This window comes from Rudaea sp. (genome assembly GCF_036383415.1).
Lineage (GTDB): Bacteria > Pseudomonadota > Gammaproteobacteria > Xanthomonadales > Rhodanobacteraceae > Rudaea.
On sequence record NZ_DASVOK010000187.1, the window covers coordinates 1 to 5,438 of the forward strand.

Sequence of the window (5,438 nt, forward strand, 5' to 3'; positions counted from 1 at the left end):
CGCGCTTGGCGATCGCGAGGCCGAGGCCCGAGCCGCCGCTCTTGCGCGCGCGCGCATCGTCGGTGCGATAGTACGGCTCGAAGATGCGGGCGAGATCCTGTTCGTCCACGCCGGGACCGGAGTCTGCGACGCGCAGGCGCGCTTCGCGCTCGATCCGGTCCAGACGAATGCGTATGGTCGAATCGGGGCGGGTGTAGTTGACCGCGTTGCGCATGATGTTCTCGATTGCGCTGCCGAGCAGGTCGGCTTCGGCCTGCACCTGCAGCGGCGTGCTTTGCTGGATCAGCAGCGAACACTGGCGCGCCTGTGCCTCGAACGCGGCATCGGCGACGATGTCGGCGACGAGGGCGTCGAGCGCGATCTGCTCGGCCTTCGAGGGCGTGGTCGTTTCCATGCGCGAGAGCTGGATCGCCTGCGCGATCATTTCTTCGAGCCGCTCGGACTCGCGTTCGATGCGATCGAGCTGGAGCTTGGCATCGCCGGTCGGCACCTGCGTGCGCGCGAGTTCGAGGGCGACGCGCTGGCGCGCGAGCGGTGAGCGCATCTCGTGCGAGACATCGCGGATCAGGCGACGTTGGCCTTCGACGAGTTCCTTGAGGCGCGCAGCCATGCTGTCGAACTCGCTGGCCAGCGCGAGCATCTCCGCGCTGCGTCCGAATCTCAGCTTGCCGACGCGGGCGTCGAGGTCGCCGCCGGCGACGCGCCGTGCGCCGGCGCGGATGCGCGACAGCGGCGTGGCGATATAGGCGGCGAGGATCAGCGAGAAAATCGCGCTGATGATGCTGGCGATGATGACCTGGTCCCAGAAATAGTTCGGTCGCCGGTAGAGCATGCGCAGCATCGTGGGATGCAGATACGCGGCGACCGCGGTATAGCGCCGCCCGTCACTCAGCGAAATGGCGCGGATGCGGGTACGCCGTGAATGCAGACCCTGTTCGTCCGCGACCGCGCTGACGACTTCGTCGGCGATGCCGGGTTCGACCTCGTCGCCGAGGATGTCCTTGTTGTTCGCATCGAGTACGTACAGGGTGATGCCGCGGTCGCTCGCGCCACGCTGGACGACGCGCAGCGACTCGATGCCGCCGCCGTGCAGCGCGCGGCTCGCGCCGCGCAGCTGGTCGTTGAGCACCGACTCCATGCGCGTGATGCCGAGGCCGGGAATTTCCTCGTTCTCGAACGTGTACGAAGTGCTCCAGGCGATCAGCAGGATCAGCACGAGGGTGCCGATCCAGAACAGGGCGAAGATGCGCCAGAACAGACGCCGCATGCTCAGGCTCTCCGCACAGGGATGTGGGGCCGAATTGGCGTTCCGCGATTCGACGAACGTGGCGCGGCCATGCCGCGTCCGTTCGCGGGCATGTCGCGGCAGGATGCCCGATCATGCCCCATCAACTATTCGTCTACCACGCGGAACAGATAGCCGCCGCGCTGGATCGTGTGGATCAGCGAATCGCCATCGGCCGCGGGACCGAGTTTGCGCCGCAGCTTGGAGATGTGCACGTCGATGCTGCGATCGAACGGACGCAAGGTGCGGCCGAGCACGGCCTGCGCGATCGCATCCTTGCCGACCACGCGGCCGGCCTCGCGCATCAGCATGGCGAGGATGTTGAATTCGGTACCAGTCAGCGCGACGGCCTCGCCGCGCACGCTGACCGTGCGTGCCGCGACGGCAAGCTTGACCGGGCCCAGGGCCAGGTCGCCAAGATGCGTTCCATCGACCTCGCCACGCGTGCGGCGCAGGATCGCACGCAGGCGCGCGGCGATCTCGCGCGGGTTGCACGGCTTGGGCACGTAGTCGTCGGCGCCGAGCTCGAGGCCGAGGATGCGGTCGATGTCTTCGCCGAGCGCAGTCAGCATCAGCACCGGCAGCTGCGAAGCGCGACGCAATTCGCGCAGCACGTCGATGCCCGATTTCTGCGGCAGCATCACGTCGAGGATCATCGCATCGTAGTCGCCCTCGGCGAGGGTACGCAGGGCCGAATTGCCGTCTTCGGCGACATCGACGTGGAAGCCTTCACGCACGAGGAAGTCGCTGAGCAACTGGCTCAGTTCCTCGTCGTCGTCGGCGAGCAGGATTTTGGCGTCGCTCATGGCGGCACTATACCGTGCTGGGGCGTACTGTCACGCCGCTGCGGCGGATTTTTGCAATTGCTTACATTCGCTTACCGAGCACATGTTCATCGTTTGTTACGCCTGCTTTCGTTTTTTTGCTCGTCAATTCCGCATGCGCTTGATGGCGGGAATGGCGAGTCAAGGCGACACGACGTGTTCACGCACCGGCCGGCATCAGAAGCAACAGCAACACCCCGAGGACAATCCGATACAGCGCGAATGGCGTGAACTTGTGCGTGCGAATGAAGCCGAGCAGCCATTTCACCGCGATGAACGCGACGACCATCGAGACGACGAAGCCGAGCGCGAGCGCGCTCCAGTCCTCGTGGCCCGCGCCGGCCTTCGTCGCCTTGAGCAATTCGTAGCCCGAGGCGGCGAACATGGTCGGGATGCCGACGAGGAAGGCGAACTCGGTCGCCGCGGCGCGGTTGCTCGTGCCGGCGAGCATGGCGATGAAGATCGTCGCGGCTGAGCGCGAGGTGCCGGGAAAGATTGCGGCGACGACCTGCGCCAGCCCGACGAGGATCGCGACCCGCCAGCTGATTTCCGAGGAATCGCGCAGCTTCGCAGCGAAATGTTCGGCCGCGATCATCCAGAAACCACCGATGACGAAAGCCCAGGCGATCGGCGTGACGTTGTCCTTGAGCTTGAAGCCGAGCTTGGTCATGGCGAAGCCGAGCACGCCGGTGATCAGGAACGCGGCGATCAGCTTGAGCGCATAGTCGCGATTTTCCGGCTTGTGGAAATTTGTCGCGAGCTGCCACAGGCGCTGGCGGTAGATCAGCACGACGGCGAGGATCGCCCCGGCCTGGATGACGACGTTGAACACCTCGCTGCGCTCTCCGAGCCAATGTTCGGCGACGAGCAGGTGGCCGGTGGAAGAGATCGGCAGGAATTCGGTGATGCCTTCGATGATGCCGAGCAGGATGACGTTGAGAAATTCGGGCATGGGATTGATCGTGGATGCGTAGAAATAGTTTGGTCTGACGATGTGGAAAATTGCCCGCAGAAACGTGGCTTTGTGCTGCAATCTGCGCGTCGGCAAAGGCGTTGCCCATCACGTTATGGCATCATACGTCACCTTCGTTAATTCCCTCTGCGCGAATCCATGCTGATCTTCGAACTGTCGCAACCCGGCCGCACCGCGGCCGCGCAAATTCCGGCCAGGACCTCGACCCCGGCCGATCTTCCCGACCAGTTCCGCCGCAAGACCCCGATCGGCCTGCCCGAAGTCTCCGAGCTGCAGGTCGTGCGCCACTACACCAACCTGTCGCGCAAGAATTTCTCGATCGACACGCAGTTTTATCCCTTGGGCTCGTGCACGATGAAGTACAACCCGCGCGCGTGCAATTCGCTGGCGCTGCTCGACGGCTTTCTCGCGCGCCATCCGTACGCGCCCGAGTCGAAGTCGCAGGGCTTCCTCGCCTGCATGTACGAGCTGCAGGAAATCCTCGCCGACGTCACCGGCATGAAGGGCGGCGTCTCGCTCGCGCCGATGGCCGGTGCGCAGGGCGAGTTCGCCGGCGTGGCGATGATCATGGCCTACCACAAGCATCGCGGCGACCTCGAGCGCACCGAGATCATCGTGCCCGACGCCGCGCACGGCACGAATCCGGCCACCGCGACGATGTGCGGCTGCACCGTGCGCGAGATTCCGACCAAGGACGACGGCGACATCGACGTCGAGGCGCTGAAGAAGGTGCTCGGCCCGAAGACGGCCGGCATCATGCTGACCAATCCGTCTACGATCGGCGTGTTCGAGCGGCGTATCGCGGAAATTTCCAAGCTCGTGCACGAGGCCGGCGGCCTGCTGTATTACGACGGTGCGAACCTCAATGCGATCCTCGGCAAGGTGCGCCCGGGCGACATGGGTTTCGATGCGATCCACATGAACCTGCACAAGACGTTCTCGACACCGCACGGCGGTGGTGGTCCGGGTGCAGGTGCGGTCGGCGTGTCCGAGCGCCTCAAGCCGTTCCTGCCGATCCCGATGATCGAGAAGCGCGCCGACGGCAGCTATGGCTGGATCCGCAAGAAGGATCGTCCGCTCTCGATCGGCCGCCTGACCAGCTTCGCCGGCAATGCGGGCGTGCTGCTGCGCGCCTACATCTACGCGCGCCTGCTCGGCCGCGAGGGCATGCCGCGCGTGGCCGAGTACGCGACGCTCAACGCGAACTACCTGGCCAAACGCCTCGCCGAGAAGGGTTTCGATCTCGCCTATCCGAATCGCCGCGCGAGCCACGAATTCATCGTCACGGTGTCGAAGCAGAAGAAGGAAAGCGGCGTGACCGCGCTCGATTTCTCCAAGAGCCTGCTCGACCGCAACATCCACGCGCCGACGAACTACTTCCCGCTGCTGATCCCCGAGTGCCTCTTGATCGAGCCGACCGAGACCGAGGCCAAGGAAACGCTCGACGAGTTCGTCGAGGTGATGGGCGATCTGATCAAGCTCGCGGCCAGCGATCCGCAGAAGATGAAGGACGCGCCGATCACGCAGCCGGTGCGGCGCCTCGACGACGTCAAGGCAGCGAAGGAGCTCGACATCGCCTGGAAGTCGCCGCACGCGCCGCATATCCACATGGCCGCCGCGCAACCCGCAGCTGTCTGAGCGGGTCGTCTTGAGGGGAGAGGGGAATGCCCAGCACCGAGCCGCGCGGCCCGAAGCAGATCTACAAGGCCTTCATCTGGTCGATGAAGGGCCTGCACGCGAGCTGGACCTTCGAGGCCTCGTTTCGCCTCGAGGTTTATCTGTCGATTGTGCTGTTCCCGCTTGGCCTCTGGCTCGGTCGCGGCGCGGTCGAGAAGGCGATGCTCGTGGGCTGCCTCGTGCTCGTCCTCGCCGCGGAAATCCTGAACTCCGCGATCGAGGCGGTGGTCGACAAGACGACACCCGAATTCCACGTGCTCGCCGGCCGCGCCAAGGACATGGGTTCGGCGGCCGTGTTCCTGCTCATGCTGAACGTGGCCTTGTGCTGGGGCTTGATCCTCTGGCAGCACGCCACGACGTAATTGTCGTGCTCGCCGTTTTCCGAACGAGGCTGAACAAGATTGGACGCTGAACTCTGGATCGCCCTGTTCACCCTGTCGACGCTGGAAATCGTGCTCGGAGTCGACAACCTCGTCTTCATCTCGATCGCGGTCAGTCGCCTGCCGGCCGAACAGCGACCGCTTGCGCGCAAGGTCGGCCTCGCCTTTGCCTGTCTCACGCGCATCGCGCTGCTCGTCACGCTCGCCCATTTCGCGCGCATGGACGACAAGCACATGCCGCTGTTCAGCCTGTTCGGCAAGGTCATCTCGGTGCGCGACCTCATCCTCGGCGGCGGCGG

Annotated in this window: 6 protein-coding genes; 3 read left to right on the plus strand and 3 right to left on the minus strand. The window is 64.8% G+C overall.

What is annotated here, in order from left to right; all coding sequences use genetic code 11:
* The 3 genes from VF497_RS07335 to VF497_RS07345 form a co-directional block, all read right to left on the minus strand.
* Window positions 1–1,267, minus strand: a 1,267-nt coding sequence (locus tag VF497_RS07335) for a sensor histidine kinase (protein WP_330887195.1), incomplete at its 3' end; no start/stop codon positions are given.
* Window positions 1,268–1,392: 125 nt separating this feature from the next.
* Window positions 1,393–2,091 (minus strand): response regulator transcription factor, encoded by a 699-nt coding sequence (locus VF497_RS07340; protein ID WP_330887197.1) that lies wholly within the window; start codon window positions 2,089–2,091, stop codon window positions 1,393–1,395.
* Between the two features lie 178 nt (window positions 2,092–2,269).
* Complete coding sequence (locus VF497_RS07345) at window positions 2,270–3,061, minus strand: undecaprenyl-diphosphate phosphatase (RefSeq protein ID WP_330887199.1); 792 nt, start codon at window positions 3,059–3,061, stop codon at window positions 2,270–2,272.
* Between the two features lie 159 nt (window positions 3,062–3,220).
* Between VF497_RS07345 and gcvPB the strand changes: the two genes are divergently transcribed.
* The 3 genes from gcvPB to VF497_RS07360 all read left to right on the plus strand — a co-directional run.
* Complete coding sequence (gene gcvPB, locus VF497_RS07350) at window positions 3,221–4,720, plus strand: aminomethyl-transferring glycine dehydrogenase subunit GcvPB (protein WP_330887201.1); 1,500 nt, start codon at window positions 3,221–3,223, stop codon at window positions 4,718–4,720.
* Between the two features lie 26 nt (window positions 4,721–4,746).
* Window positions 4,747–5,121, plus strand: a complete 375-nt coding sequence (locus tag VF497_RS07355; protein ID WP_330887203.1) for a diacylglycerol kinase — start codon at window positions 4,747–4,749, stop codon at window positions 5,119–5,121.
* Between the two features lie 39 nt (window positions 5,122–5,160).
* On the plus strand, window positions 5,161–5,438 hold a 278-nt coding region (locus tag VF497_RS07360), incomplete at its 3' end, for a TerC family protein (protein WP_414706859.1).

Excerpts from the sequence above, each read along its gene's own strand:
- VF497_RS07355 (WP_330887203.1), top strand. The coding sequence starts at position 4,747 with ATGCCCAGCACCGAGCCGCGCGGCCCGAAGCAGATCTACAAGGCCTTC.
- VF497_RS07340 (WP_330887197.1), bottom strand. The coding sequence starts at position 2,091 with ATGAGCGACGCCAAAATCCTGCTCGCCGACGACGACGAGGAACTGAGC.
- VF497_RS07345 (WP_330887199.1), bottom strand. The coding sequence starts at position 3,061 with ATGCCCGAATTTCTCAACGTCATCCTGCTCGGCATCATCGAAGGCATC.
- gcvPB (WP_330887201.1), top strand. The coding sequence starts at position 3,221 with ATGCTGATCTTCGAACTGTCGCAACCCGGCCGCACCGCGGCCGCGCAA.